Origin of the sequence: Solibacillus sp. FSL W8-0474 (genome assembly GCF_038004065.1) — a bacterium.
GTDB classification, from domain to species: domain Bacteria; phylum Bacillota; class Bacilli; order Bacillales_A; family Planococcaceae; genus Solibacillus; species Solibacillus faecavium.
This window is the reverse complement of sequence record NZ_JBBOQJ010000001.1, coordinates 2,616,180-2,642,073: the sequence shown is the minus strand read 5'-3', so window position 1 is coordinate 2,642,073 and position 25,894 is coordinate 2,616,180. Positions and strand designations below refer to the sequence as shown.

32 protein-coding genes and 1 other annotated feature are annotated in these 25,894 nt (G+C 37.4%); of the genes, 30 read left to right on the top strand and 2 right to left on the bottom strand.

Features of this window, described 5'->3' with window-relative positions; genetic code table 11:
- Window positions 1-91: 91 nt before the first annotated feature.
- The 19 genes from NYE67_RS13350 (at window position 92) to NYE67_RS13260 (ending at window position 13,127) form a co-directional block, all read left to right on the top strand.
- A complete protein-coding gene (locus tag NYE67_RS13350; protein WP_191700359.1) occupies window positions 92-1,108 on the top strand; it encodes a rod shape-determining protein in 1,017 nt (338 codons plus the stop codon).
- 12 nt (window positions 1,109-1,120) lie between these two features.
- Window positions 1,121-2,038 (top strand): rod shape-determining protein MreC, encoded by a 918-nt coding sequence (gene mreC / locus NYE67_RS13345; protein WP_340728543.1) that lies wholly within the window; start codon window positions 1,121-1,123, stop codon window positions 2,036-2,038.
- On the top strand, window positions 2,038-2,556 hold the full coding sequence (mreD, locus tag NYE67_RS13340) for a rod shape-determining protein MreD (RefSeq protein ID WP_340728542.1): 519 nt from the start codon (window positions 2,038-2,040) through the stop codon (window positions 2,554-2,556). The genes mreC and mreD overlap by 1 nt, the downstream gene beginning before the upstream one ends.
- Window positions 2,557-2,648: 92 nt before the next feature.
- Complete coding sequence (locus tag NYE67_RS13335; RefSeq protein ID WP_340728541.1) at window positions 2,649-3,317, top strand: septum site-determining protein MinC; 669 nt, start codon at window positions 2,649-2,651, stop codon at window positions 3,315-3,317.
- An 87-nt stretch (window positions 3,318-3,404) separates the two neighbouring features.
- Entirely contained in the window at window positions 3,405-4,202 is a 798-nt protein-coding gene (gene minD / locus NYE67_RS13330; protein ID WP_191700463.1) for a septum site-determining protein MinD, read from the top strand.
- Between the two features lie 117 nt (window positions 4,203-4,319).
- On the top strand, window positions 4,320-4,859 hold the full coding sequence (locus NYE67_RS13325; RefSeq protein ID WP_339213181.1) for a hypothetical protein: 540 nt from the start codon (window positions 4,320-4,322) through the stop codon (window positions 4,857-4,859).
- On the top strand, window positions 4,860-5,471 hold the full coding sequence (locus tag NYE67_RS13320) for a site-2 protease family protein (protein WP_191700354.1): 612 nt from the start codon (window positions 4,860-4,862) through the stop codon (window positions 5,469-5,471).
- A gap of 45 nt (window positions 5,472-5,516) precedes the next feature.
- Window positions 5,517-5,593 (top strand) — a sequence feature (ribosomal protein L21 leader region).
- A gap of 14 nt (window positions 5,594-5,607) precedes the next feature.
- On the top strand, window positions 5,608-5,916 hold the full coding sequence (rplU, locus tag NYE67_RS13315) for a 50S ribosomal protein L21 (RefSeq protein WP_008405205.1): 309 nt from the start codon (window positions 5,608-5,610) through the stop codon (window positions 5,914-5,916).
- 16 nt (window positions 5,917-5,932) lie between these two features.
- Entirely contained in the window at window positions 5,933-6,274 is a 342-nt protein-coding gene (locus NYE67_RS13310; RefSeq protein ID WP_008405207.1) for a ribosomal-processing cysteine protease Prp, read from the top strand.
- A 13-nt stretch (window positions 6,275-6,287) separates the two neighbouring features.
- Window positions 6,288-6,584, top strand: a complete 297-nt coding sequence (gene rpmA / locus NYE67_RS13305) for a 50S ribosomal protein L27 (protein WP_008405208.1) — start codon at window positions 6,288-6,290, stop codon at window positions 6,582-6,584.
- Window positions 6,585-6,859: 275 nt separating this feature from the next.
- Window positions 6,860-7,384, top strand: coding sequence for a Spo0B domain-containing protein (locus NYE67_RS13300; RefSeq protein WP_339213178.1), 525 nt, complete (start codon window positions 6,860-6,862; stop codon window positions 7,382-7,384).
- Window positions 7,385-7,389: 5 nt separating this feature from the next.
- Window positions 7,390-8,679: a GTPase ObgE gene (gene obgE / locus NYE67_RS13295; protein WP_340728539.1), complete on the top strand. Its 1,290-nt coding sequence runs from the start codon at window positions 7,390-7,392 to the stop codon at window positions 8,677-8,679.
- A 17-nt stretch (window positions 8,680-8,696) separates the two neighbouring features.
- Complete coding sequence (locus tag NYE67_RS13290) at window positions 8,697-9,152, top strand: ACT domain-containing protein (RefSeq protein ID WP_191700351.1); 456 nt, start codon at window positions 8,697-8,699, stop codon at window positions 9,150-9,152.
- A 136-nt stretch (window positions 9,153-9,288) separates the two neighbouring features.
- Window positions 9,289-10,161, top strand: coding sequence for a prephenate dehydratase (pheA, locus tag NYE67_RS13285; protein WP_339213174.1), 873 nt, complete (start codon window positions 9,289-9,291; stop codon window positions 10,159-10,161).
- A gap of 10 nt (window positions 10,162-10,171) precedes the next feature.
- A complete protein-coding gene (locus tag NYE67_RS13280; protein ID WP_339213172.1) occupies window positions 10,172-10,561 on the top strand; it encodes a thiol-disulfide oxidoreductase DCC family protein in 390 nt (129 codons plus the stop codon).
- A gap of 64 nt (window positions 10,562-10,625) precedes the next feature.
- Complete coding sequence (locus tag NYE67_RS13275; RefSeq protein WP_340728538.1) at window positions 10,626-10,799, top strand: hypothetical protein; 174 nt, start codon at window positions 10,626-10,628, stop codon at window positions 10,797-10,799.
- Between the two features lie 112 nt (window positions 10,800-10,911).
- The gene (locus NYE67_RS13270; RefSeq protein ID WP_339213170.1) at window positions 10,912-11,457 is read left to right on the top strand and encodes a sigma-70 family RNA polymerase sigma factor; all 546 of its coding nucleotides are present in this window, start codon (window positions 10,912-10,914) and stop codon (window positions 11,455-11,457) included.
- The gene (locus NYE67_RS13265; RefSeq protein WP_340728536.1) at window positions 11,450-11,845 is read left to right on the top strand and encodes a helix-turn-helix transcriptional regulator; all 396 of its coding nucleotides are present in this window, start codon (window positions 11,450-11,452) and stop codon (window positions 11,843-11,845) included. The genes NYE67_RS13270 and NYE67_RS13265 overlap by 8 nt, the downstream gene beginning before the upstream one ends.
- The gene (locus NYE67_RS13260) at window positions 11,835-13,127 is read left to right on the top strand and encodes an FtsW/RodA/SpoVE family cell cycle protein (protein WP_339213166.1); all 1,293 of its coding nucleotides are present in this window, start codon (window positions 11,835-11,837) and stop codon (window positions 13,125-13,127) included. The genes NYE67_RS13265 and NYE67_RS13260 overlap by 11 nt, the downstream gene beginning before the upstream one ends.
- A gap of 51 nt (window positions 13,128-13,178) precedes the next feature.
- Here the strand turns inward: NYE67_RS13260 and NYE67_RS13255 are convergent, their stop codons facing one another.
- The gene (locus tag NYE67_RS13255) at window positions 13,179-13,706 is read right to left on the bottom strand and encodes a transcription repressor NadR (RefSeq protein ID WP_340728535.1); all 528 of its coding nucleotides are present in this window, start codon (window positions 13,704-13,706) and stop codon (window positions 13,179-13,181) included.
- Window positions 13,707-13,829: 123 nt separating this feature from the next.
- On the opposite strand from NYE67_RS13255, the gene NYE67_RS13250 reads away from it, so the two are divergent.
- From NYE67_RS13250 to NYE67_RS13215, 8 genes are all read left to right on the top strand, one after another.
- The gene (locus NYE67_RS13250; RefSeq protein WP_340730276.1) at window positions 13,830-14,882 is read left to right on the top strand and encodes a LysM peptidoglycan-binding domain-containing protein; all 1,053 of its coding nucleotides are present in this window, start codon (window positions 13,830-13,832) and stop codon (window positions 14,880-14,882) included.
- A gap of 50 nt (window positions 14,883-14,932) precedes the next feature.
- Window positions 14,933-15,715 (top strand): phosphotransferase, encoded by a 783-nt coding sequence (locus tag NYE67_RS13245; protein ID WP_340730275.1) that lies wholly within the window; start codon window positions 14,933-14,935, stop codon window positions 15,713-15,715.
- A gap of 203 nt (window positions 15,716-15,918) precedes the next feature.
- On the top strand, window positions 15,919-16,539 hold the full coding sequence (ruvA, locus tag NYE67_RS13240; RefSeq protein ID WP_191700342.1) for a Holliday junction branch migration protein RuvA: 621 nt from the start codon (window positions 15,919-15,921) through the stop codon (window positions 16,537-16,539).
- A 17-nt stretch (window positions 16,540-16,556) separates the two neighbouring features.
- A complete protein-coding gene (ruvB, locus tag NYE67_RS13235) occupies window positions 16,557-17,561 on the top strand; it encodes a Holliday junction branch migration DNA helicase RuvB (RefSeq protein ID WP_191700341.1) in 1,005 nt (334 codons plus the stop codon).
- 15 nt (window positions 17,562-17,576) lie between these two features.
- Window positions 17,577-18,614, top strand: coding sequence for a tRNA preQ1(34) S-adenosylmethionine ribosyltransferase-isomerase QueA (queA, locus tag NYE67_RS13230; RefSeq protein WP_339216937.1), 1,038 nt, complete (start codon window positions 17,577-17,579; stop codon window positions 18,612-18,614).
- 117 nt (window positions 18,615-18,731) lie between these two features.
- Window positions 18,732-19,889: a tRNA guanosine(34) transglycosylase Tgt gene (gene tgt, locus NYE67_RS13225; RefSeq protein ID WP_339213157.1), complete on the top strand. Its 1,158-nt coding sequence runs from the start codon at window positions 18,732-18,734 to the stop codon at window positions 19,887-19,889.
- Between the two features lie 128 nt (window positions 19,890-20,017).
- Complete coding sequence (yajC, locus tag NYE67_RS13220; protein ID WP_191700339.1) at window positions 20,018-20,278, top strand: preprotein translocase subunit YajC; 261 nt, start codon at window positions 20,018-20,020, stop codon at window positions 20,276-20,278.
- A 101-nt stretch (window positions 20,279-20,379) separates the two neighbouring features.
- Entirely contained in the window at window positions 20,380-21,021 is a 642-nt protein-coding gene (locus NYE67_RS13215) for a DUF421 domain-containing protein (RefSeq protein ID WP_191700338.1), read from the top strand.
- Here NYE67_RS13215 and NYE67_RS13210 read toward each other — a convergent pair.
- Window positions 21,001-22,470: a putative polysaccharide biosynthesis protein gene (locus tag NYE67_RS13210; RefSeq protein ID WP_340728533.1), complete on the bottom strand. Its 1,470-nt coding sequence runs from the start codon at window positions 22,468-22,470 to the stop codon at window positions 21,001-21,003. The genes NYE67_RS13215 and NYE67_RS13210 overlap by 21 nt on opposite strands.
- Window positions 22,471-22,602: 132 nt before the next feature.
- Between NYE67_RS13210 and NYE67_RS13205 the strand changes: the two genes are divergently transcribed.
- The 3 genes from NYE67_RS13205 (at window position 22,603) to NYE67_RS13195 (ending at window position 25,887) form a co-directional block, all read left to right on the top strand.
- A complete protein-coding gene (locus NYE67_RS13205; RefSeq protein WP_340728532.1) occupies window positions 22,603-22,911 on the top strand; it encodes a post-transcriptional regulator in 309 nt (102 codons plus the stop codon).
- Window positions 22,912-23,125: 214 nt separating this feature from the next.
- A complete protein-coding gene (secDF, locus tag NYE67_RS13200) occupies window positions 23,126-25,399 on the top strand; it encodes a protein translocase subunit SecDF (RefSeq protein ID WP_340728531.1) in 2,274 nt (757 codons plus the stop codon).
- Window positions 25,400-25,512: 113 nt separating this feature from the next.
- Window positions 25,513-25,887 carry a LapA family protein gene (locus NYE67_RS13195; RefSeq protein WP_340730274.1) on the top strand — a complete coding sequence of 125 codons (375 nt, stop codon included), beginning with the start codon at window positions 25,513-25,515 and terminating at the stop codon, window positions 25,885-25,887.
- Window positions 25,888-25,894: the final 7 nt, after the last annotated feature.

Sequence of the window (25,894 nt, the reverse complement as noted above, 5' to 3'; positions counted from 1 at the left end):
ATAATTATTTGATGTAATTCGTTATAATAGAGCGTATGATTTTAGTAACATCATAAATAGAAATTGTTTTATAGGAAAGGGAGTACTTAATTTGTTTGGATTAGGGAATAAAGATGTCGGGATTGATCTTGGCACAGCTAATACATTAGTATTTGTAAAGGGAAAAGGTATCGTATTACGAGAACCATCAGTAGTAGCGAAGAATACAAAAACAGGTGACATTGTTGCTGTTGGTAATGATGCGAAAAATATGATCGGACGTACACCGGGTTCTATCGTGGCAATTCGTCCAATGAAAGATGGCGTTATTGCTGACTTTGAAATTACAACTGCAATGATTCAATATTATTTAAGAGAAGCAATGAAAGCATCAGGCTCTAACTGGAAAAAGCCAAATGTGATGATCTGTGTTCCTTACGGTATTACATCTGTTGAACAACGTGCTGTTATTGATGCAAGCCGTCAAGCTGGCGCAAAAGAGGCATTTACTATAGAAGAACCTTTTGCAGCTGCAATCGGTGCTAACTTACCGGTTTGGGAGCCAACAGGTTCTATGGTCGTAGATATCGGCGGTGGTACAACAGAAGTAGCTGTTATTTCTCTAGGTGGTATTGTAACTAGTGAATCGGTACGTGTCGGTGGTGACGCGATGGATCACTCAATTATTGCCTACATCCGCAAGACATATAATTTAACAATCGGTGAGCGTACAGCGGAGAGCATTAAAATGGAAATTGGTACAGCACTTGCTGAGGGTCCTGACGAAGTGATGGAAATTCGCGGTCGTGACTTATTAACAGGTCTGCCTAAAACGATTGAAATTACTTCAAGTGAGATTTCAAAATCTTTACATGAAGCAATCGTTGTAATTCTGGATGGCGTGAAGAAAACTTTGGAACAAACTCCTCCTGAATTATCTGCAGATGTTATGGAGCGCGGAATCGTACTAACAGGCGGTGGCGCACTATTACGTAATCTTGATAAAGTAATTAGTGACGAAACAAAAATGCCTGTATTTATCGCTGAAAATCCCCTGGACTGTGTAGCGATTGGTACAGGTAAAGCGTTGGATAATATTGATTTAATTCGTTCGCAACAAGTGAAATAAGGAGGACTCGCAGTGCCACATTTCTCAAATAAAAAATTAATTATTCTTTTAGTAAGTGTTATTTTCCTTGTGGCATTGATTGGGTTCTCTCTACGTGATCGTCATAACGCAACATTACCTGAGCAAATTATTAAAGATACAGTTGGCTTTGCACAATCGATTGTCGCAAAGCCGACTAATTACATAACAAGTATTTTTAGCAATATTGATTCGCTGTTAAATACGTATGAAGAAAATCAACGCCTAAAAATGCGCCTTGAAGATTTTGCCGTTTTACAGGCAGAAGTAAGTACTTTAAAAGCCGAAAATTCTTCATTGCGTGAACTCGCATCAATCGAGGAAAGTTTGCGTGATTTCGATCCGATTCAAGCGACGGTCATTGCGAGAAACCCTGATCAGTGGGAAGAGAAAATTATATTAAATAAGGGTACAGCACATGGTGTTGAAAAAAATATGGCGGTTAGAACTTCTCGTGGTCTAATAGGTAAAATTGTAATTGCTACACCTTATACGTCAGAAGTAGAGCTACTTTATACAAATAATGAAAATTATCGTGTATCTGCTATTGTAGTAGATGAAGACAATAAAGAAATTCATGGTTTAATAGAAGGGTATGACGATGAGCGTAACGAATTACTATTAAAACGAATCGATTCCAATGTAGATCTTGATGTCGGCGGCAAAGTATTGTCTTCTGGTCTAGGCGGGATTTTCCCGAAAGGTATTTTGATCGGTGAAATTACAGAAGTGACGACAGATGACTTTGGCTTGACGAAAATGGCTTATGTAAAACCGGCAGCGGATTTTTCAATACTAGATCATGTTATTATTGCCAAACGTAACACAATTTCGATAGACGGTTCAGATGGGTCTGGTTCAAATGAAGATTTAACGAATGAACCGGTTGTGGAAGTTGAGGGGGAGGAATAATGCTCGCTCGGTTTTTAATAGTATTTGTAGGTGTTTTGCTGTTTTTATTTGAATCTGGATTAGCTATGTTTTCCCCCTTGCAGCTAGGTGAGGAAACGTACTATTTAATTCCACGTTTTTTAATTTTATACTTAATTTTTTTAGCCATTTATTATAGTCGTAAAAAAGCCATGATTTATGGTCTTATTTTTGGATTATGTTTTGATGTATTCTATATTAATATTATTGGTTTATACATGGTGTTATATCCGGCGGTTTGCTATATTGCAGCATGGTGTGTGAAGCGTGTTCATCCCCATTTAGTATTTTCAATGTTTTTAGCTTTACTTTTAATGGCTATTTTTGAATTTGTAATATATGAATTTTTCTATATTCTACAGTTTACAACAATGGCAGTTCAGCCGTTTATCGTAAATCGATTAGTTCCTACAACAATAGGGAATCTATTATTTTTAATAATGCTTGCATGGGCGTTTAAATATTGTATTAGCGCTCGCGTATTTCAACGTGCACAATAAGCATTGTAAAACAAGTGATGAAGAGACAACTCGAATATTGGATTCGGTTGTTTCTTTTCACCATTATGTAGCGCGAGGTGACTTGAAAAGCTATGAAAAAACAACTTATCCATATTAAAGGAACTAAAGATGGATTGGTCCTTCGTTTGGATGATCAATGTTCTTATTCCGAATTAGTGGAAGAACTTGAGAAAAAAGTTACAGAAGGACATCTTGATGGTAAAATAGATGTACAATTGCACTTAGGGAAACGTTACTGTACACCAGAGCAAAAAGACCAGCTTACAAAAGTTGTTGAAGAGCATCAAAAGTTATGTGTAAAAAACATTCAAAGTGATGTCATTACGATAGAAGAAAGTTTCAAACAGCTTGAAACAAATCGCTTTGAAACATACGTAGGAATTGTTCGATCTGGACAAACACTACGCGTGCCGGGAGATATTCTTGTTTTGGGCGACGTAAATCCGAATGGAAGAATTGAAGCAGGCGGTAATGTACATATTGCGGGTAAGCTAAAAGGAATTGTGCACGCTGGTGTAAATGGAAATGAGGAAGCGATTGTGTACGCCTCTCATTTTGAACCAACACATGTATTAATCGGTAATCATGTTGAGGTCATGACGAACGAATCGCAATTTATATTAGACCATACTCACCAAATATTTGCATATCTTGGAGAAAATGACATAATTGCATATGATAGAATCCAAGAGTTAAGAAATATACGACCGAATTTATCAACATATAAAGGAGGAAGCTAAATGAGTGAAGACGAATTATTATTCTCTAAGAATATTGATGATGCAATTACTCAAGATGCTACCTTATATAAGGAAGGGGCCGCTAATGTGGGAGAAGCAATCGTTATAACTTCAGGGAAAGGTGGCGTAGGTAAAACGACTACTACCGCAAACCTAGGAACTGCATTGGCACTTCAAGGCAAGAAAGTTTGTTTAGTAGATACGGATATAGGTTTACGTAACTTAGACGTGATTTTAGGACTGGAAAATCGTATTATCTATGATTTAGTTGATGTAATTGAGGGCCGCTGTAAAATGCATCAGGCGTTAGTTAAAGATAAGCGAGTAGATGAACGTTTGTACTTATTGCCTGCTGCTCAAAATACAGATAAAAATGCGATAAACCCGGAACAAATGAAGATCGTAATAGATGAGCTGAAGCGGGAATTTGATTATGTGTTAATTGATTGTCCTGCAGGTATAGAACAAGGCTACCGTAATGCTGTTGCTGGTGCGGATCGCGCTATTGTCGTTACAACACCTGAAATTTCAGCAGTGCGGGATGCGGATCGTATTATCGGTTTGCTGGAGCAAGAGCCAATTGAACCACCAAAGCTTATTATTAACCGTATACGTAAAAGCTTAATGACGAACGGAGATGCGATGGATATTACGGAAGTTACAACGCATTTATCGATTGATTTATTGGGAATCATTGTCGATAGTGAAGATGTCATTAGCTCTTCAAACAAAGGTGAACCAATTGTAATGAATCCGAATAATAAAGCATCATTAGGCTATCGCAATATTGCCCGTCGTATTTTAGGGGACTCTGTACCGTTAATGAGTCTGGAAGATGACCAGCCAAAAGGTGTATTTGCTAAATTAAAATCATTATTCAAATAAAGCGTGGGCTGTATGGAATGTATCGAACTATTCCATACAGCTTTTTCTATTAGTAGCTTTCTTGAATTGAAATGTCTTTCATGACATATAATAGTTCAAAAAGATTGGATGGTGAGCTTGAAAAAATGGAAATGGCTCATCGCGAGCATCGTCTTTGTGATTATTTATGGCTGTAATTATTATGGGGATATATCTACAAAACGTGTTATTCATTCCATCGTATATAGCTCGGATGACTTAGTCATGATGAGAAAGGCAGTTGTAAATATACTGTCCAAGGATGAAACACAAATCCCTGTAAGTGCAGATATATCAATCAATCAATTACAACTTTTCCAGACGATTGATCGCTTTAACGATGGTTTTTTACTCGCTTATGATGAACCTTTTGTATTAAATGCCTTGTTTGATGGTCTAATTGTTTTTACTGGCCATACAAAATATAATGGGAAAGCAATTTCGATTGTATATGATACAGGGGATACAGTTACATTTGGTTTTGTCGATGATTTTTATGTATTACCCTACACAACTGTAAGTAAAGGGATGGTTGTTGCAACTAAAAAAGCTGGAAAACTGTATGTGCAAATTGAGCGAAATGGGCAAGTTTTGAATATGGAAGAAACGATTAGCTGGCTAAAGGAAAAGTCCATCTAAATGAAAATTTCGATTCACCCATTATTTTTGTTACTGCTCTTATCAATTGTTTTGTATGGGGATATTGCATTTTATACTGTTATTATTGTCTCGTTATTATTTCATGAATTGGGTCATTTTATCGCAGCGAAATTAGTCGGAGCGCACATTACACAATGTAAAATTGTTCCGTACGGCGGAGAAATGACGATAAAGGATGAGATGCGTTTATCCTACAATCAGCTCATTATTATTGCATTAGGGGGACCGCTTGCAACGTGCATTGGAATCTTCGTCAGTGTTTTTTTGCCTCCTATGCTCAGTGAGAGGTTAATAGAAGTTCAACTATTTATTCTAGCTATTAACCTCATTCCAATCTGGCCTCTTGATGGTGGTAGAATATTTTGCTATAGCTTATTAAAATGGCGGCCGTTTTCTAAAATTTTCGAATTTTATTTAACGGCTTCTTTTTATTTACTTACGGTAATAATTATCGTACTATTATATTTATTGCCGCAATCATTGTCATTAACAATCATTGGTCTCTTTTTATGGACCAAAGTTATAGGCGATTGGAAATTTCGAAAATACCGTTCTGCATTTGAAAAAATAGTAATGAATAGGTTGACTTGATATTTTAGATGTGGTAGTATTTGAATGTTATTGTTTGTAGCACCCGTGCTACTGCAACCGCGCTGAACAGGTTTAAGTACCTTTATGGTCACCTGCAATTCCGGGCGAGTCTGAGTCTAAGAGGAGGTGCATTTTAATGTACGCAATTATCGAAACTGGTGGTAAACAAATCAAAGTTGAAGCAGGTCAAGAAATCTATGTTGAAAAACTAGGTGTGGCTGCTGACGAAATCGTTACTTTTGACAAAGTTTTATTCGTAGGTGGAGAAACAGTTAAAGTTGGAGCTCCAACAGTTGCTGGCGCTACTGTAACAGCGAAAGTTGTTAAAGAAGGTAAGCAAAAGAAAATTACTGTTTTCAAACTTAAAGCGAAAAAGAACTACCGTCGTAAGCAAGGTCACCGTCAACCATACACTAAATTAGTAGTTGAAGCTATCAACGCTTAATAAGTAGGTGATGGACATGATTACAGTAACTATTTATAGTGATGAAAATCGTAAATCTTATGGATTTGAAATTTCAGGACATGCTTTATCGGATATCTATGGTCGTGATTTAGTTTGTGCAGGTGCTTCTGCTGTTGCCTTTGGTGCAGTAAACGCAATCCCACAAATTACAGGAATTACTCCTGAGATCGAACAAGGTGCTGAAGGTGGTTACTTAAAAGTAACTGTTCCACAAGCTGAACTGAATGATGAAACAGACGCTAAATTACAAGTTATTCTGAACACAATGGTTACACAGTTCTATACAATGACTGCGAGCTATTCAGAATACATCGAATTGAAATATAAAATGATCTAGGAGGTGGAACAGGATGTTATTATTAACTTTAGATCTTCAATTCTTCGCATCTAAAAAAGGTGTAGGTTCTACTAAAAACGGACGTGACTCTGAGTCTAAACGCCTTGGTGCTAAACGCGCTGATGGTCAATTCGTTACTGGTGGTTCAATTCTTTACCGTCAACGCGGTACAAAAATTTACCCAGGTACAAACGTAGGCCGCGGTGGTGACGATACATTATTCGCAAAAGTTGACGGCGTTGTTAAATTTGAACGCTATGGTCGCGACAAGAAAAAAGTATCTGTATACCCTACAGCTCAAGAAGCATAATTCTTGCAATGAAAGGACTGCATTTATTGCAGTCCTTTTTTTCACTTTTTCACCTTTTTTAACAGGTGTCATAGTTCAGGAGAAAAAGGCTAACTGATTCGCTATGGTCATATAGCTAAATCCGATGGCAATTATGCTAAGTATAATTGATATGAATGGTTGAAATTTTCTTAAGTATCGATTATGTCATTCTTTTGAGGAACAGATGAATAGAAGGAAAATAGATGTGAAACTTGTTATACTAGTAACGATACTGGAAAACGGAGAGTGGGAAAATGGCTGGTTCAAAATTAACTGTAACTGAAGCGTTACGCTATGCAAATCATGACTTTTTAAATCATCTTCATTTGATTCAAATGAATTTAGATTTAGGTCGAGTGGACGATGCAAAAAAAGTGATTTTTGAACAGTCAGAGCATTGTAAGATGCTTTCGAACATCAATCGACTTCAATTACCTAATACGATGGAATGGCTTCATACAGTACAATGGCGTTTCCCAGCTATACAGCTTCAAATGGATAGCGATGTAAATGCCCCAGTTGAAAGCAAGTACGATGAAGCTATTACTCAATACTTGGAAAACACAATTATTCATGTTTATGACACGCTTGATCCATATGAAGAGCACAAATTGCAGTTAAGTATCGAAACAAAAGAAAATAAGTGGAATATTTCATTTCATTTAACGGGAAAATGGGAACAGTCGCTATTTTCAATAGAACAGAATATTTTTGGTGTGGAAACATATGAACAAACGAATACAAGTTGGAAATATGTCCTTCACATGCATGAGGAGTGAAAGAAATGTTTGTCGATCACGTAAAGATTTACGTTAAAGGTGGAGACGGTGGAGATGGAATGGTTGCCTTCCGCCGTGAAAAATATGTACCAAATGGTGGTCCAGCAGGTGGCGATGGTGCCCGTGGTGGTAACGTTGTTTTTGAAGTAGAAGAAGGTTTACGTACGTTAATGGACTTCCGCTACAAACGCCACTTCAAAGCTGAACGTGGAGAGCATGGGATGAGTAAAGGGATGCACGGTCGTCGTGCTGAAGATTTAATCGTTAAAGTGCCACCCGGAACAGTTGTAATGAATGCTGAAACAAAAACAGTCATTGCCGATTTAGTTGAACATGGTCAACAGGCTATTATCGCTAAAGCAGGACGTGGCGGACGTGGTAACTGCCGTTTTGCTACACCATCAAATCCAGCACCGGAATTAGCCGAAAAAGGTGAACCAGGTCAGGAATTAGAAGTTATTCTAGAATTAAAAGTATTGGCTGATGTTGGTTTAGTTGGTTTCCCTTCTGTAGGAAAATCTACATTATTATCTGTCGTTTCTTCAGCAAAACCTAAAATTGGTGCTTACCATTTTACAACGATTGTACCGAACTTAGGAATGGTAGAAACAGATGACGGTCGTTCATTCGCAATGGCCGATTTACCAGGTTTAATTGAAGGCGCGCACCAAGGCGTTGGCTTAGGGATGCAATTTTTACGTCATATCGAACGTACACGAGTAATTGTACACGTAATTGATATGTCTGGGATGGAAGGCCGCGAGCCATATGACGATTATGTAACGATTAACAACGAGTTAGAACAATATAATCTACGTTTACTTGAACGTCCGCAAATTATCGTTGCCAATAAAATGGACATGCCAAATGCGGAAGAAAACTTGGAAGAGTTTAAAAAGAAAGTAGGAGAAGACGTAAAAATCTTCCCGGTTTCAGCAGTTTCTCGTCAAGGTTTAAAGCCATTACTATTTGAAATCGCCGATCTTCTAGAAGTAACACCAGAATTCTTATTGCATGATGTATTGGAAGAAGAGTCGGATGCGGTAGTAATGTACAAACATGAAAGCCAAGGCAGCGATTTCGAAATTACACGTGATGATGATGGTGCATATGTACTTTCAGGTTACACTATTGAACGTTTATTCAAAATGACTGACTTCAGTCGTGAAGACGGTATTCGACGTTTTGCCCGCCAACTACGTGCTATGGGTGTTGACGAGCAATTACGCAAACGTGGTGCCCAAAATGGCGACACAGTACGTCTAATGGAATTCGAATTTGACTTTGTCGATTAATTAAGTGGGGGATGACGATGAAAAACGTAGCTAATCAACGATATTATTTAGTGCGTGAGGACGTATTGACAGATGCGATGCAAAAAACGTTAGAAGCAAAACAATTATTGCAAAAAGGCTCTGTTACTTCCATTTGGGATGCGGTAAAAGAGGTTGATTTATCTCGAAGCGCCTTTTATAAATATCGTGATGCTGTTTTTCCTTTCCATTCGATTGTGCAAGAACGTATTTTAACGGTGTTCATTCAACTGCAAGATCGTAAAGGTACACTTGCCAAATTACTAGAAACCGTATCGGATGCACATTGCAATGTGCTGACGATTCACCAAACAATTCCGATTCAAGGGCGTGCAAATGTTACGTTGTCATTGGACGTTACAAGTATGTCGTATGAGTTGGATGAACTCATTCGCAGCTTAAATCATCTTGAATTTATTGAATCGGCTGAAGTTATTAGCTCAGGTGCATTTTAACCTCTAGAATTTCACGCAAATGCACCAAGGAATAACCAAATAATTAGGGCTGTCCAATCTGCTAGGGCAAATGGACAGTCCTTTCTTATAAAAATATTTAACAGAAAATTTAGAACTTGAGACTGAGGTGTACATTATGTCAGAAAATAAATGGGAAAAACGAATTGCCTATCTAGGTCCAGAAGCATCTTTTACATATTTAGCTGCAAAGGGTTTATATCCGCATGATTGGCATATTCCATATAAATCAATTCCGGAATGTATTGAAGCTGTATCGGAGGGGAAAGTCGAGCTAGCAGTTGTACCTGTAGAAAATGCATTGGAAGGTTCCGTGCCATTAACAATTGACTATTTATATCATGAAGCAGAGCTATTTGTAACAGCTGAAGTAATGTCAAAAATTCAACAGCATTTATTGGTAAATAAAAAGTTCGCTGAAAATTTAGAGATGCTGGAAGAAATATATTCACATCCACATGCATTGGCACAATGTCATAAATTTTTATTTTACACACATGGCAATGTGAAGCAAACACCATATGCTTCTACTGCAGCAGCTGCCGAGCTTGTTTCCCAAACCGAAGATCGCTGTATTGCAGCCGTTGCAAATCTTTCAGCAGCTGAAAAATATAACCTACATATTGCAGAACATAATATTCATGATTTCCATTTTAATCATACGCGCTTTTTTGTATTATCAAAGCAAAATATAAAGCATGGTTTAGTACCGTTACAATCACAGCCGAAAACAACATTTATGCTTACATTACCGACAGATGTGTCCGGTGCGCTTCATCAAGTATTATCTGTATTTGCATGGCGTAAAATAAATTTAAGTAAAATAGAATCACGACCATTAAAAACAGGACTCGGGAATTATTTCTTCATTATTGATATACTAGACGATGAAGAGGAACCGATGATGAAAGGTGCTCTGGAGGAGCTTAAGGCTCTTGGCTGCACAGTGAAGTCACTCGGCACATATTTTACTTATGTAACACCAGAATGAGGTGGAGATCTTGAGACGTCTTATACTATTTGATGGAGAATGCAACTTCTGTGATGCAAGTGTTCAATTTATTATAAAGCGTGATCCGAAAGCATTGTTTAAGTTTACCTCACTTCAAAGTGATAGCGGGATTGATATGTTGAAAAAGTTTGGTGTCTCCGAAAAGACGGACAGCATTGTATTGATTGAAGGGGATAATTACTATACTGAATCGACAGCAGCGCTTAAAATTGCACGGAATCTTACAGGCCTCTGGAAGCTATGCTATATTTTCATTGTAGTGCCTAAACCACTGCGGGATATTTTCTATCGGTTCGTTGCAAAAAACCGCTACAAATGGTTCGGTAAAAAAGATGCATGCATGCTACCATCAGCAGAGCAGCGAAAAAGATTTTTATAAAATGAAGTTGTGCACTCGTGTCAATGGAGTGCACTTTTTTATGTTTATTTTAAAGGAATAATGTATGCGCGTCATTTTATTAGAACAATGCTGCGGGATATTAGAAGATGGCAATTGGATATTAGCAAATCCAACGGAGATATTAGATAAAAGTCATTGCATTTTAGCACAATGGGACGTTTTATTAGAAAATCGGGATTTTATTAGAAAAAATAAAATTATATTAGAAGATTTATAAATATATTAGAATTTTCAGGGTTCTATTTAATCCAGTATCCTATTAATTAATTGTAATTAAATCAAACTTTTTAAAAACGGGATTCGTCTAATTGATGAAAGGAGGTATTTCTGTGGAAAGTTATTTAATAAATGATACTGCTAACTTATCAAATGAAACGATTATAGATGAATTAATGCAACATTACGGAGAAGACGTATTAAAGCTTGTCATGCAATATGTACATAATAACGCTGTTGCCGAGGATCTAACGCAGGAGATTTTCGTGAAATGCTACAAGGCACTTCCTTCTTTTCAATATGATTCATCGTTAAAAACATGGCTTTGGCGCATTGCAATTAACCATTCAAAAGATTATTTGAAAAGCTGGTATGCCAAAAATGTCGAAGCAAAAGACGATGAAGTCTTTATGCAAGTAGAAAGCGGTACTTCTGTTGAACGAGAAGTCATACAGCAGCAGGAAGATGAGAACTTAGTCAAGGCGATCATGGCGCTGCCGATCAAATACCGTGAAGTTATTTATTTATGTTATTACGAAGATCAGGCGATGAAGGAAATGGCAGATGTACTGCAAATTAATGAGAACACAGTAAAAACAAGACTTCGAAAAGGGAAGCAGCTATTAAAAAAATATCTGGAGCGTGAAGAAAATGGATGATCGTTTAAAAAATTTGAAAAAAGCGATGGATCGCACTGCATTTTTCAGCACGAAGTTCACAGAGCAGCATAAAGAAAATGTTCAACGACAGTTAAACATGGACGAGTTGAAAAGGTTAATTTTATCACTTTTATTTGAAGCAAAGTCAGGGATTGAAATTACGCAATTACTGCATGTAAGGGGAATACAGGATGTAATCAATAATGAGGGAATCATCTATTCAATTCTTCATGAACAGGAAAGGAATGGGTTTGTGCTCGCAAATTGGACGGACGGCGTTAAGCGGTATGAGTTAACGAAGACCGGAAAAAAACAATTACAGCAAGAGGGGCAAATCAAACTGACATTGAAGGAGCGTCTATTGGGGGTGCGTATGCATGCAGAGTGAACGTTTTTTAAATAAAGTAACAGCTTTTATTCGTTCAAAAGAAGCTCAGGTACATGTATATGATGAATTAAAGCACCATATAGAGCATTCGAAAAATGCCTGGTTAAAAAAAGGGTATACACCCGATGAAGCGGAACGAAAAGCAATTGATGAAATGGGTTCACCATCCGCACTCGGAAAATCGATGGACAAGATTCACCGGCCCAAAGTCGATTGGCTGTTAATTAGTTTAGTTGCACTTCTATTAGGGGCCAGCTTTATTCCTATTTTAACATTTGATAGTACCGTTATTTTTGGGGCAGATATGACTGATTATTTTATTCGAAGCAAATGGGTGCACCTTGTTTGTGCCGCCATATTGATTGCAGCACTGATGTATATCGATTACCGGAAGCTGGAGCGGTTCAGTCTCGCTATATATTTGGGTGCACTTATTTTGTTAATGATATTATATTTCTTTCCGACAGCTATGGTTTCTGGGCAAAGCTATTTAATGGTAGGGCCGATACAGATACAAGCTTGGACCGTTTTACCATTGTTGCTGATTGCTTGGGCAGGCTTTTTTACACAGAAAAAATTTAAAAGTTGGCAGTTAATCGTCTTATTTGTTTTGCCGTTATGGTTTATTTTAAGTGCGCCAAACCTGACAGCAGCCCTTATTTATACAGGGGTAGTAACGGTTTTATTTTATTTAAGTGACTACTCACTAAAATCGAAAATTATGACAAGTATAACTTTAATAGGCCTAATCGCTAGTACAATGTTTCTGATTGCTCCGCAGCTGCATCATTACCAGCTTGTACGTATCTATGCTTTTCTGAATCCGGAAAGTTATGCTACACAGGAAGGCTATGTATATTTGGCAATCAAAAATGCATTAAATGAAGCTGGGTGGTTTGGGGCAGAGACGGTTCGTTATATTCCGGAAGGGCATACAGATTTTGCTTTAGTGCAGCTTATCCAGGAATTTGGTTATATTGCAGGAATTGCTGTCGTATCGGTATTATTCGCCATCGCAATTCGTATACTTTGGAAAGCAAAACAATTAGCCCGTTCCTATGGAAAAATGCTTGTAATTGGAGCAGTATCTTTTTATTGCATGCAGTTTGGATATTCTGTGGCTATGATTCTTGGTTGGTTGCCGATCATCGGATTGTCGCTTCCTTTTATAAGTTATGGTTTTACATCTCTCCTATTAAACTCATTTGTCATCGGGATTGCACTTAGCGTGTATCGCCGGAAGACATTTATCGGGAGTGGCGTGCAACAGAACTATTCATAAGAAAAACAGCTTATTCATTTGACAAGTGTCTTCTGAATAAGCTGTTTTATCTTAGTTTTCAATCAAAAATCCGCGCTGACGTAATTTCTCTTCGGCTAGATTCAAGCTTTCTTCAGAAGTCGAGCTAATGACGTGCAAATGTGTGCCATCGGTAAGAGCTGAAAGATAAAGGGCATTAGTTTCTTGAACTCGTTTTACAAAATGCTCCACTTCTAAGCGGTTAGATACCATAATCGAAGCGGTAATTTCTCCGTATACCGGATGCTCGACAATAACGCTTTCGACCATAACCCCACAATCGACCAATATAAATAGCTCCTCTTTCGCTTCCTCAGCATTATGCATACAGACAATTTTACGTTGTATACGCGATTGTTGAACGTTATGCATATAAATATAACCTTGGCTTGTAGCGACAATGGGTTCGTTTCGTGCTTTTAATAAATTCATGTCATTTACAATGACCTGTCTCGAAACATTTGTATGCTTTGCTAATTCTGTACCTGTTAGCGGTTGTGTTGCATTCTTTAATAATGCAAGCAATTCGAGACGGCGTTCTTCGCCTAATAATTTTTTCATCAATTCCACCTCATTAGCATACCAGTTACATTACATCTTATCATAATTATAGTGTACTTACTGTGAACATTGTGGCAATAGCACAATTTATGCATATGCTATTACGAGAAAAGGAGGAAAGATGTGCGCGTTCATATTGTTCAAAAGGGAGATACTTTGTGGAAAATCGCAAAGCAATATGCGATTGGTTTTGAAGATTTAAAAAGATTAAATGCACATTTAGCTAACCCTGATTATATTGTTCCAGGGATGGAAATATATTTACCAGATTCCGTGCATAAAAAAGAAGTGAAGCAAGTTGTAAAGGAACAGCCAAAAGTAGTCAAGGAGCAGCCAAAGCCTGTGAAAGAGCAACCCGTTCAAATGCCGGCACCCGTTCCAACACCGGTACCTATGCCGCAGCCACAACCACAAAAACCGCTTTGGCAAGGGGATATTTACTTGCAGCCTACTCCTCAGCCAATGCCGATGCCGATGCCAAATTGGCAAACGAATGTTCATGTACAACCAACATTTGAAAACAATATTACACAACCACAACCCGTCTATATGCCACCGATGATGCCACAACAACCTATTATCATTCAGCAACAACCACAACCACAACCACAACCACAACCAATGCCGCAGCAACCAGTCTTCGAACATCAGCCACAGTTTATTCACCCAATGCCAATGCCAATGCCAATGCCTCAAATGCCAGTGTGTCCTTCATGCCATAAAATGCCAGTGCATCAAATGCCAGTGCATCAAATGCCGGCTTGTCCGTCATGTCATCGGATGCCAATGGAAATGCCAATGCATCATATGCCAGTGTGTCCGTCATGTCATCGAATGCCAATGGAGTCGCTAATGCATATGCACCAAATGCCGGTGTGCCCATCATGTCAGCATATGCCAATGGAATCAACAATGTATATGCATCCGCAAATGCAACCATTTATGCATATGGAACATCCAATGCATATGCAAATGCAGCCAATCCATCATGATGAGTCTTCAGTAAAAAGAAAACATTGCCCGGATAAAGAGCAATTAGTAAACCATTACTATAATGAAATTGATTATATGATGCACCAACAAAACCCTTGCTGTCACCCACAAATGATGCCTTATCCAGCAAGTATGATGCCTCAAATGCAACCGATGCCACAACCGCCGAAGTCATGTCAATAGTCATAAAAGAGAATTGCTGGAAGTGGGATACACAAAAAGGGTCTTATTTTATGAAGTATTATGAAGATGGATTTATTGCACAAAAAGTGAAAATGATTCATCGTGAGCTTGAAAATATACAATTCCCATATCATATTCCTGTAGAAGAAAATGAAGAGCCAAATATTTTAAAACAACGGTGGTTTGATGGGAAAAGTGTTGATTATAAGCGGTTTGAACATCAGTATTTTGCTATTTATGCGCTCCAACAATTGCATGAAACCAATGAAAAAATTAATTGGGATGAAACAGGCATGCTTTCATTGTACCGAATGCCGGAGAAGTGGATGAGGCGCTTCGAACGCTTTATTGCAAATGAAAGAGAGCTAAGACGCTTATTAAAAAACAATTATGACGATTTAGTTAAGCATGCGTCCAATGCGTTAAATACAATGGCGCAAAGGACTGTACCTTCTGAAACTAAAACAATTTTACATGGGGATGTCGTTCATCATAACGTGATGTTACGTGGTGAAGAAGTAAAGCTTATTGATTTTGATTTAGCTTCTTTAGGAGAAGCATCAGATGAGATTATTTTATGGCTTCATCGCATAATGCCACAAACTAAATATAATTTACAGCAGGCAATGAATGATCATCCTTATTTACAGATTGTTCAGCCGAAGCTTCATTATTTGAATTACCCTAATGAAATTTTGAGGGAATGTTTATTTTATCTCAAATTAAGCGACCGACAAAAAATTGCCTGCTATCCATTCATCCAATCAATTGTGTATGAGTGGCTTAAATACAAAGATTCTTTAGCAGAACAAATTGAAATTTTGCAAAATTAAATTGTAGCATATAATTCTGTGATACAAGATAAAGAATATGATAAACTTAAGGCTGTCTTATAGGACAGTCTTTTTTGTATTTAAAAATGCATAAAACCGAAATCGGTATCCGCATGGCTGTTAGTCTCGAATAAAAGCAACGTACGTTCGGTAACTTACCTTTTCGTATGCTATAATAAATCGAGAAATGTGAGGGATGAACGATGTATGATTATTTAAAAGGACAAGTAACCAGAGTTACACCAGAATATATTGTATTAGAACAACAAGGCATTGGCTGGATGATCTTTACTCCCAATCCATATGCATTCCGAATTTCAGCAAGCGATCAGCAAATATTTGTGTCCTTGCAGGTAAGGGAAGACGCACAAAATTTATATGGATTTAATAGTTTGGAGCAGCGTGAATTATTTAAAAAACTAATTCAAGTATCAGGTATCGGTCCAAAAGGTGCACTGGCGATTTTAGCTAGTGGGAACCCTACTTCCGTAATACAGGCAATTGAAATGGAAGACGAAGCATTTTTAATCCGATTCCCTGGTGTAGGTAAAAAAACAGCACGCCAAATGATTTTGGATTTAAAAGGAAAGCTCGATATGCTGCTTGATTCGGTGGAATTACCGAGCGCAGAAAATGAGCTGCCGTTATTTGGTGTTAATCCAAATGAACATGAACTTCAGGAGGCAATGCTTGCTCTACTGGCATTAGGCTACTCCGAAAAGGAACTGGATAAGGTTAAACCACAATTAAGTGAAGATGAAAGTTTAACGACGACAGATGCCTATATTAAACAGGCATTAAAGCTATTGTTGAAATTGAAATAAAAAAGGAGTGAGATAACATGTCAGACCGTGTACTTTCAGGTGAAGCAACAGATGCCGAAGAGCAATTTGAGCTTTCTTTAAGACCGCAGCGTTTAGTGCAATACATAGGTCAAGATAAAGTGAAGGAAAACCTTAAAATATTTATCGAAGCCGCTAAGCTACGTCAGGAAAGTCTTGACCATGTACTCCTTTATGGTCCACCAGGTTTAGGGAAAACAACATTAGCTATCGTTATCGCTAATGAAATGAATGTAAACGTAAAAATGACAAGCGGTCCGGCGATTGAACGACCAGGGGATTTAGCAGCAATTTTAAGTTCTCTCGAAGCAGGTGACGTACTTTTTATTGATGAAATTCATCGTTTGCCACGTGCTATTGAGGAAGTACTCTATTCTGCCATGGAGGATTTCTGTCTGGATATTGTTGTCGGAAAAGGTCCAGAAGCACGTTCGATTCGTTTAGAGTTGCCGCCATTTACACTTGTTGGTGCGACGACACGAGCAGGCGCTCTTTCTGCACCGCTTCGTGATCGTTTTGGTGTTTTGGCGAGACTGGAATATTATGATGAACAGTCGCTGGCGGAAATTGTTATTCGATCGGGCGAATTGTTTGGGGTTGCATTAAATGAACAAGCGGCCTATGAAATTGCAAGACGTGCCCGTGGAACACCACGAATAGCAAATCGTTTATTAAAAAGAGTTCGTGATTATGCACAAGTATTAGCAGACGGTGTTGTTTCGCACAATTTGGCGAAGCAAGCATTGGAGCTTCTACAAGTTGATCCAAGAGGACTTGACCATATAGATCATAAACTGATGCAGTCGATGATTGAACGTTTCGGTGGTGGTCCTGTTGGTTTAGATGCGCTAGCAGCATCCATCGGAGAAGAAAGAATTACAATTGAGGATGTGTATGAGCCGTTTTTATTGCAAATTGGCTTTATTCAACGTACACCACGTGGTCGAATAGCAACAAACCTATGCTACGACCATTTCGGTTATCCACCGGCACAAAAAGAATAGAAGGAAGTTATGACCGTGAAAGTAGAAGATTTTGATTTTCATTTACCAGAAGAATTAATTGCCCAAACACCATTATTAGACCGTACAGCGAGCCGCTTGATGGTCGTTAACCCAAACTCATTGGAAGTTGAGCATCATACATTTGCCCATATTTTAAATGAACTAAAAGCAGGGGATTGTCTCGTATTAAATGATACACGAGTACTGCCGGCTCGGTTAATGGGGACTAAAGCAGACACAGGTGCCAATATAGAATTATTACTATTAAAGCAAACAAATGAGGATGAATGGGAAACGCTAGTTAAACCAGCCAAGCGTGTAAAGGTCGGAACGGTTGTCACATTTGGTGATGGACTGTTGACTGCAACATGCACTGGCGAACTAGATCATGGCGGACGTACATTTAAATTTACGTATGATGGCATTTTTTATGAAATCCTGGATAAACTGGGGGAAATGCCTTTGCCACCATATATCCGTGAAAAGTTAGACGACCAGGAACGTTATCAGACAGTTTTTGCAAAGGAACGTGGATCGGCAGCGGCACCGACAGCGGGACTACATTTTACTGAGCCTTTACTAGAAGCTATAAAAGCAAAGGGTGTAGAAATCGTGTTCATCACATTGCATGTAGGGCTGGGTACATTCCGACCAGTAAGTGTTGATTCCATTGAAGACCATGATATGCATTCAGAATTTTATAGTGTATCGGAAGAAGCTGCAGCTGCAATTAACCGTGTGAAGCAAGCAGGAGGAAACGTCATTTCGGTAGGAACTACTTCTACTCGTACCCTTGAAACAGTGGCAGCAAAAAATGACGGAAAAATTGTGGCATCACAAGGATGGACAAATATTTTTATTTATCCAGGATTTGAATATAAGGCAATTGATGGTCTTATTACGAATTTCCACTTACCGAAGTCAACATTAGTCATGCTTGTCAGTGCGCTTGCTACGAAAGAAACAATTATGAATGCCTACGAAAAAGCAGTTGAAGAAAAGTACCGTTTCTTTAGCTTTGGAGATGCAATGTTCATTCGTCCAGGGAAGTAATTTGCAATTAAGGTAACATATCGATACAATTATTATTTGTGTGCACCTACTACAACAGTGGTAGGTGTTTTCATTCGAAGTAGTGTTCTTACTTTAGAAACGAGAGGATTTTTTATTATGACAGAAACAACAAACCAATTACCAATTCGATATGAATTAATTAAAACTTGTGCTCAAACAGGTGCCCGATTAGGGATTGTGCATACACCACATGGCTCGTTTGAAACACCGACATTTATGCCCGTTGGTACACAAGCTACCGTGAAGGCGATGAGTCCTGAAGAATTAAAAGAAATGAATGCAGGAATCATTTTATCTAATACGTATCATTTATGGCTTCGTCCAGGAAATGATATTGTAAAAGAAGCGGGTGGCCTACACAAATTCATGAACTGGGACCGTCCTATTTTAACGGATTCAGGCGGTTTCCAAGTATTCTCTTTATCAAAGTTCCGTAAAATTGAAGAAGAGGGCGTTTATTTCCGTAATCATTTAAATGGAGACAAGCTATTTTTATCTCCGGAAAAGGCTATGGAAATCCAAAATGATCTAGGCTCTGATATTATGATGGCATTTGATGAATGTCCACCATTCCCAGCAACATATGAATATATGGAAGCATCTGTTGATCGTACAACGCGTTGGGCAAAGCGCTGTAAAGAAGCTCATGCACGTCCAGATGAGCAAGGATTATTTGGGATTATTCAAGGCGGGGAATATGAAGAGTTGCGACGTAAATCTGCTGAAGCTTTAGTAGAGCTTGATTTCCCAGGTTATGCAATCGGCGGTTTATCTGTTGGCGAGCCGAAAGATATTATGAATAAAGTATTAGATTTTACTGCACCAATGATGCCGGCAAATAAACCACGCTATTTAATGGGTGTCGGTTCACCAGACTCTCTAATTGATGGAGCGATGCGCGGAATTGATATGTTCGACTGTGTACTGCCAACACGTATTGCACGTAATGGTACACTCATGACTTCTGAAGGACGTATGGTCATCAAAAATGCAAAATACGCTAAAGACTTTACGCCAATCGATGAAAATTGCGATTGCTACACATGTAAAAACTATACACGTGCATATGTACGCCATTTATTACGTACAGAAGAAACATTCGGTTTACGTTTAACGTCATACCATAACTTACGCTTCTTAATTAAATTAATGGAAGATGTACGCCAAGCGATTCGTGAAGACCGTTTAGGTGATTTTAAAGAAGAATTTTTCGAAAAATATGGTTATAACAAACCAAATGCAAAAAACTTCTAATAATATGTTCGAAATCCGAAAATTAATATAATTTTTTAGAAAAAGTAGAGTTTTTTTGAGCAAAACTTAACAATTCTATACTATACTAGGTAAGTGAGAAAGAGATAGAGAAAGGGGGCAATTTAAGAATGGAAGGCTTAGTACAATTTTTACCAATCATCGTAATGTTCGTTGCGATGTGGTTCATTTTAATTCGTCCAGCACAAAAACGTCAAAAAGCAACAGCAACAATGCAAAATAGCTTAAAACGTGGAGATAAAGTAGTTACTGTAGGTGGCTTACACGGAGAAGTAGATGCAATTGAAGATACGGTTGTTTATTTATTAGTTGACGGAAATACTCGTTTGAAATTTGAGCGCCAAGCAATTGGTCGTGTAGAATCAGTTTAAACGAATGAAAAAAGCTTGCGGAAATGTTAATTTTCCGCAAGCTTTTTGTATCTTTCCTACATTTTTGTACAAGCTAAAATGTAAGAAAGAGGTGAGCGAAAATGAATGATTATATGATTATTATTATACGAACAGTTCTTTTGTATATTATTTTACTTGTTGTATTTCGACTTATGGGCAAACGTGAAGTTGGTGAGCTAAGCATTGTTGATTTGGCGATTTTTGTATTGATGGCTGAAGTTGCGGCACTTGCACTAGATGACATACATAGAGAGTTTTCAAAAGCAATATTACCAATTATATTATTGTTTTTAATTCAGTATTTAAACTCTTGGTCTATATTAAAAAATAAACGATTACGTGACTTTATTGAAGGCGATCCTACAATGGTCATTAGAGATGGCTGGATTTGTGAATCTGAAATGAAAAAACAGCGATACAACCTAGATGATCTGCTCCAGCAGCTTCGTGAACAGGGAGTCTGCTCTGTACAAGATGTAGCCTATGCATTTTTGGAACAGTCCGGTAAATTATCCGTTTATAAAAAAGATCAAGGTGGATTTATTTTGCCATTAATACTGGATGGTTATGTTGACAAAAGACATTTGAAAATAATGGGAAAAGATGAAGAATGGCTGGTGCATGAATTATTAGTCAATGGATATCCCAATATAAGGGACATTTTTTATTGTACGTATGAAAATGAAAAGTGGTTTGTCCAATTACGAGCGCGAAAAAATTGATCGGATGTAATGGAAATCATTAATTCGAATTTGTTTTGTAATGAATAGTAATAACATTACGACACCAATAGTAACGAAACAACTAGTAAATAACGGTATGCCTTTCGTGAACAATGGCAAAGCAATACAAGTAATGATGAAAATACCGTAAGGCAGGAAAAAGAATCTAAAGCCAACATTGATTTTCTTCTGTTGCTTAATGGAGGCAATATGCAGGAAAGACGTGATTAATACGCCAAAACCAATGGCGATAATTGCCCCTTTTTCCTGAATGGATGGCTGTGATGCCAAGAAAAACAGAATGAAAAGTTTTCCAATACCACCATAAATGGAATTCATCATAGCAGCCTGAGCTTCATCAATTGCTTGTAAAATTGAATGAAGCGGACTTTGAATATAATAAAAATAAAAAATTGGTGCCAATATTTTCATATAGCCACGGTTTTCTTCTAAATGGAAAAGAACCATTGTCAGTTCATCTCCATGCAAAAAGAATAAAGAGGCGGCTAAACAGCCAATTAATGAAGACAGTCTTAAAGAATGTGTCACCCGTTTATTCACCAATGTGTAATTACCGCTGGCCATGGCACTGCTTACTGCAGGGATGAGGACAATTGCCAGAGCTGCTGGGATAAATGCCGGGAATAGTAGCAACGGTATGTGAACACCCGAAATAATTCCGTAAAGTGTTGTAGCAGCACCTGCTGCTAAACCAGAAACAGTTAGGGCTTTCAGGAAAATAATCGGCTCTAAAAACCATGTAAATGTTCCGAATAATTTACTGCCTGCTGATGGAAGCGCAATATTAAAAATCGGTTTTGCAAAAGATCCGTTGCTGTTGCCTTTTTTAAATGCTTTACTGGACCTTTTATAGAAATAAGCCAAAAATAATAAAGAAAAGATTTCTCCAATTGCTGTAATCCCCATTGCTGCAGCTGCTGTTATGGCAGGTGATTCAGAAATGAAGTACGGTAATAATACGACAATTAGACCAATTCGTACAAGTTGTTCAAGAAGCTGTGCCCATGCGGTAGGAGCAATTTTTGCTAAGCCTTGCAAATATGCTTTTATCAAACTTGAAAATACAACGATTGGAATTGTGAATATGCTAATATAAAGTGTGAAAATCAAATTTTCATTATGTAATAGCACTTTTGCAATATACGGGATGCTAAAATAAACGAATGGACTAAATAAAATAATAGAAATAGCAGAAATTTTTATAGCCGTTTTCATAATTGTTGCAACATGTTCAACTTTTCTTTTTGCGGAGTATTCTGCAATTAGCTTAGAAATTGCAATGGGAATACCTAATTGAATAAGAGAAATGAAAAAAATAAAGGTCGGATAAGCTGTCATATAAAGTCCGACAGCCTCTTCTCCAGCAATACGCATAAACTGCATTCTGTAAATAAACCCAAGACATTTAGAAATGAATATGACAAACATTAAAAATAATGTTCCTTTTAAAAATGAGCCCAAATAACTTCAATATTCTCCCTTCTCAATTTAATTTCATTCAGATACAATAAAGTATGCAATACTAATCGCAGTTAAAACCTAAGTATAGGAGTGATCGAAATGCAAATTCCATTTTTCAGTCTTTACGAAAAAGTTCAGCTTATATTGACGAACAAAATTGAGGAATTCCATTACTATGGATATGATGCTCTAACAGAACAGGATTTATGGAAATATTGTGTCGACAAAGTTTGGCGCAAACAAGATGTGCAGAACTTACGATTACATGAGTTAACGTCTGGCATTTTTGGCACTACCGCTTCAGAAGTACTAAATTATGTGCAAATTAGCGATTTTAAACGTAATGAATTAAAATTAAAACTTTCGGAGGAAGAGCTTCAAGGGTTATTTCATCCTCTTAAAGAATAGGGATAAAAGGTATAGTATAAAAAAACAAATTATCTAGTAATAATTTGACAGTTTCCACAAGCTGTTTCATAATGAGAGTGTTGCGCTTTTTAAAGTATCGATGTTATTTTTAAAAAGCGATAAAAAATTTGTGCTATAGATACATAGATTTTTGTAGTTATTTTTACGTTTTACATCACAGTGCTTTTCTTGTGATATTGAGGAGGATTTTTTAATGAAATTAGCAAACCGTATCATTACGTTTATCCTAGTAGTAGCATTGTTATTTACAGGGATGGGCACAACGGTAGAGAAGGTTTTAGACGACGTAAAGCTTGGTTTGGACCTTCAAGGTGGATTTGAAGTACTGTATGAAGTGGAATCTCTTGTGGATGGACAAAACATTACACAAAGTGTATTGGCAGATACAACAACTGCATTAAACAATCGTATTAATGCATTCGGGGTTAGTGAGCCAAGCATTCAAATTGAAGGAGAAGACCGAATTCGTGTACAGCTTGCAGGTTTAGCAGATCAAGCTTCTGCTCGTGAGCTTTTATCAAGTACAGCGAATTTAACATTCCGTGATGTAAACGATAATATTTTACTCGATGGGACGGATTTAAAGGAAGGTGGCGCAGCTGCGTCATTTGACCAGCAAAATCAGCCAATCGTAACATTAACTTTAAAAGATGCATCAAAATTTGCTGAAGTTACTCAAAAAGTAATGAGCATGGGTGCTCCGAATAACCTATTAGTTGTTTGGTTGGATTTTGAAGAGGGCGTAGATTCATACGCTGCAGAAAGTCAAAAGCCGCCTGGCGAACAAAAATATCAATCAGCTGCATCAGTAACGCAAGTTTTAAATACAACAGATGTTATGATTTCGGGTAACTTCACAGTAGAAGAAACGAAAAACTTTGCATCTGTATTAAATGCAGGTTCTTTACCTGTAAAATTAACAGAAATATACTCAACATCGGTTGGTGCCCAGTTTGGTGAAGACGCATTAAATGATACAGTACTTGCAGGCGTTGTCGGCGTACTGTTAATCTTCTTGTTCATGCTGCTATACTACCGTTTACCAGGGTTTATCTCCATTATTACATTATCGGTATTCACGTATTTAGTGTTAATCGTCTTTAACGGTATTAATGCCGTATTAACATTACCAGGTATTGCCGCAATTGTATTAGGTATCGGGATGGCCGTAGATGCGAACATTTTAACAGCTGAACGTATTCGTGAAGAATTACGAGTTGGTCATTCTGTAAAAGATGCTTACAAAATGGGTTCTAAACAATCTTTATCAGCAATTATTGATGCACAATTAACAACGTTGCTTGCTGCAGTAGTATTATTCTATTACGGTACAAGTTCTGTAAAAGGTTTTGCAACAACATTAATTATTTCAATTTTATTATCCTTTATTACAGCTGTTTGGGGTTCTCGTATGTTGCAAGGTCTGCTTGTAAACAGCGGTTACTTCAACAATCCAGCATGGTTTGGGATTAACAGATCAAAACAACATTCACTTGATGAAGGAATTACTTCATTGGATTTAACTACGAAATTCGATAAACTAGACTTTGTTGGAAATCGTAAAAAGTTTTACGCGTTATCTACAATCATTTTAGTAGTTGGTATTGTAGTACTTGGTGTATTTAAGCTGAATCTCGGCATTGATTTCTCTCAAGGTACACGAGTGGAAATTGGATCAGATACAGCATTAACACAACAGGAAGTTATCGATTATTTAGATGAGATTGGGTTTGAAAATAACGATGTAGTCATCTCTGGCGATGAACAGAATATGGCAGTAATGCGTTATAAAGAAGACTTCTCGCAACAAGAGGTACTTGACTTTAAAGCACAGGTAAATGAGAGATTTGGTCAAGAGCCAAGCTTAAGTACAGTTTCAGCAACGGTCGGTAAAGAGCTGGCCAAAAATGCAATGTATGCTTTAGCGTTAGCTGCAATAGGAATAATCATTTATGTAGCTATTCGCTTTGAATGGCGTATGGGTCTTGGTGCTATTATGTCATTATTGCATGATGTATTCTTTATTGTCGTGATTTTCAGTATATTACGTTTGGAAGTAGACATTACATTTATAGCAGCGGTATTAACAATTGTTGGGTATTCTATTAACGATACAATTGTAACGTTTGACCGTATTCGTGAAAATATTGATCGTCAAGAAAAAATTACGACGAAAGAAGATCTGGCATTAATTGTTAATAAATCTCTTCGTCAAACAATGGGTCGTTCTGTTAACACCGTATTAACGGTTATTGTTGTTGTAATAGCACTTATTTTCCTAGGTGCTCCTTCAATTCAGAACTTCTCAATCGCTTTATTAATTGGTTTAGTTACAGGTATCTATTCTTCTATCTGTATCGCAGCACAAGTTTGGTATTCACTGAAATGCCGTGAAATGGATAAAAAAGGTACATCTGTTGTGAAAAAAGAGAAAAAACAATGGGGTTCAGACGAGCCACAAGTATAATAGTATTGAAAGCATGCAATTTTGTTTAAAGACAAAATTGCATGCTTTTTGTTTACGTTAAAACGATATAAGGAATAACATTTAATGGATACACCATTAAAGGAGGGCATTTTATGAAAATACAATGGACATTAGTTGTAGGCCTTATTTTTGCTATTATTATCGCTATTTTTGCTACGGTAAATGTAGACAGTGTCCCGGTAAACTATATTTTCGGAGAAGCCAATTGGCCATTAATTTTAGTGATTTTAGGATCAGTGTTAGTCGGATTTATTATTAGCTTTTGTTTTTCGGCATTTCGAATGTTAGGGAGCAAGCGTCAAACAAAATTAGTGAAAAAAGACCTGGATGATACACGTGTTTTGTTAAATGAAAAGGATGCTGAAATTCTACGTTTAAAAGAGGAATTACGTAAGCGTGATGAATCTACATTAAAAGTAAAAGAGATTCCGGATGAATATGATACAAATAAAGAATGGACAAAATAATAGAATT

What these genes read in the sequence shown, in the direction of transcription:
- NYE67_RS13195 (WP_340730274.1), top strand. Translation starts at nt 25,513, where the DNA reads ATGAAAATACAATGGACATTAGTTGTAGGCCTTATTTTTGCTATTATT.
- NYE67_RS13260 (WP_339213166.1), top strand. Translation starts at nt 11,835, where the DNA reads ATGCAGAGTGAACGTTTTTTAAATAAAGTAACAGCTTTTATTCGTTCA.
- yajC (WP_191700339.1), top strand. Translation starts at nt 20,018, where the DNA reads ATGGAAGGCTTAGTACAATTTTTACCAATCATCGTAATGTTCGTTGCG.
- NYE67_RS13265 (WP_340728536.1), top strand. Translation starts at nt 11,450, where the DNA reads ATGGATGATCGTTTAAAAAATTTGAAAAAAGCGATGGATCGCACTGCA.
- NYE67_RS13300 (WP_339213178.1), top strand. Translation starts at nt 6,860, where the DNA reads ATGGCTGGTTCAAAATTAACTGTAACTGAAGCGTTACGCTATGCAAAT.
- NYE67_RS13290 (WP_191700351.1), top strand. Translation starts at nt 8,697, where the DNA reads ATGAAAAACGTAGCTAATCAACGATATTATTTAGTGCGTGAGGACGTA.
- NYE67_RS13320 (WP_191700354.1), top strand. Translation starts at nt 4,860, where the DNA reads ATGAAAATTTCGATTCACCCATTATTTTTGTTACTGCTCTTATCAATT.
- NYE67_RS13335 (WP_340728541.1), top strand. Translation starts at nt 2,649, where the DNA reads ATGAAAAAACAACTTATCCATATTAAAGGAACTAAAGATGGATTGGTC.
- NYE67_RS13205 (WP_340728532.1), top strand. Translation starts at nt 22,603, where the DNA reads ATGCAAATTCCATTTTTCAGTCTTTACGAAAAAGTTCAGCTTATATTG.
- NYE67_RS13255 (WP_340728535.1), bottom strand. Translation starts at nt 13,706, where the DNA reads ATGAAAAAATTATTAGGCGAAGAACGCCGTCTCGAATTGCTTGCATTA.
- rpmA (WP_008405208.1), top strand. Translation starts at nt 6,288, where the DNA reads ATGTTATTATTAACTTTAGATCTTCAATTCTTCGCATCTAAAAAAGGT.
- NYE67_RS13275 (WP_340728538.1), top strand. Translation starts at nt 10,626, where the DNA reads ATGCGCGTCATTTTATTAGAACAATGCTGCGGGATATTAGAAGATGGC.
- pheA (WP_339213174.1), top strand. Translation starts at nt 9,289, where the DNA reads ATGTCAGAAAATAAATGGGAAAAACGAATTGCCTATCTAGGTCCAGAA.
- NYE67_RS13245 (WP_340730275.1), top strand. Translation starts at nt 14,933, where the DNA reads ATGAAGTATTATGAAGATGGATTTATTGCACAAAAAGTGAAAATGATT.
- NYE67_RS13215 (WP_191700338.1), top strand. Translation starts at nt 20,380, where the DNA reads ATGAATGATTATATGATTATTATTATACGAACAGTTCTTTTGTATATT.
- NYE67_RS13310 (WP_008405207.1), top strand. Translation starts at nt 5,933, where the DNA reads ATGATTACAGTAACTATTTATAGTGATGAAAATCGTAAATCTTATGGA.
- ruvA (WP_191700342.1), top strand. Translation starts at nt 15,919, where the DNA reads ATGTATGATTATTTAAAAGGACAAGTAACCAGAGTTACACCAGAATAT.
- secDF (WP_340728531.1), top strand. Translation starts at nt 23,126, where the DNA reads ATGAAATTAGCAAACCGTATCATTACGTTTATCCTAGTAGTAGCATTG.
- obgE (WP_340728539.1), top strand. Translation starts at nt 7,390, where the DNA reads ATGTTTGTCGATCACGTAAAGATTTACGTTAAAGGTGGAGACGGTGGA.
- rplU (WP_008405205.1), top strand. Translation starts at nt 5,608, where the DNA reads ATGTACGCAATTATCGAAACTGGTGGTAAACAAATCAAAGTTGAAGCA.
- ruvB (WP_191700341.1), top strand. Translation starts at nt 16,557, where the DNA reads ATGTCAGACCGTGTACTTTCAGGTGAAGCAACAGATGCCGAAGAGCAA.
- mreD (WP_340728542.1), top strand. Translation starts at nt 2,038, where the DNA reads ATGCTCGCTCGGTTTTTAATAGTATTTGTAGGTGTTTTGCTGTTTTTA.
- NYE67_RS13210 (WP_340728533.1), bottom strand. Translation starts at nt 22,470, where the DNA reads ATGTTTGTCATATTCATTTCTAAATGTCTTGGGTTTATTTACAGAATG.
- tgt (WP_339213157.1), top strand. Translation starts at nt 18,732, where the DNA reads ATGACAGAAACAACAAACCAATTACCAATTCGATATGAATTAATTAAA.